Origin of the sequence: Pseudomonas gingeri (assembly GCF_013385635.1) — a bacterium.
In the GTDB taxonomy this organism is placed as follows: domain Bacteria; phylum Pseudomonadota; class Gammaproteobacteria; order Pseudomonadales; family Pseudomonadaceae; genus Aquipseudomonas; species Aquipseudomonas gingeri_A.
Genome location: NZ_JACAPR010000054.1, coordinates 1 through 302, shown reverse-complemented (window position 1 = coordinate 302; position 302 = coordinate 1). Strand labels below are relative to the sequence as shown.

The window sequence follows — 302 nt, the reverse complement described above, 5'->3', positions numbered from 1 at the left end:
TACACCGCCCCGGTGGGCGAGATCGAGGAGAAACTGGCGGCGGTCTGGGCCGATGTGCTCAAGCTGGAGCGGGTCGGCACGACCGACAACTTCTTCGAACTGGGCGGCGATTCGATCCTCAGTCTGCAGATCATTGCCCGGGCCAAGCGCCAGGGGATCAAGCTGAGTCCCAAGCAATTGTTCGAGAAGCAGACCATCGGCCAACTGGCCGCGGTGGCCAGGCTGATCGAGAAGAAAGCCGTGGTTGAAGCCCCGGCACAAATCGGCGGTGATCAACCCTTGCTGCCGATCCAGGCACGCTT

General features: G+C 62.3%; 1 protein-coding gene. It reads left to right on the top strand.

Annotation, left to right across the window (positions count from 1 at the left end):
* Positions 1 to 302: phosphopantetheine-binding protein (locus HX851_RS33385; RefSeq protein WP_177066530.1), on the top strand; the 302-nt coding region annotated here is incomplete at both ends.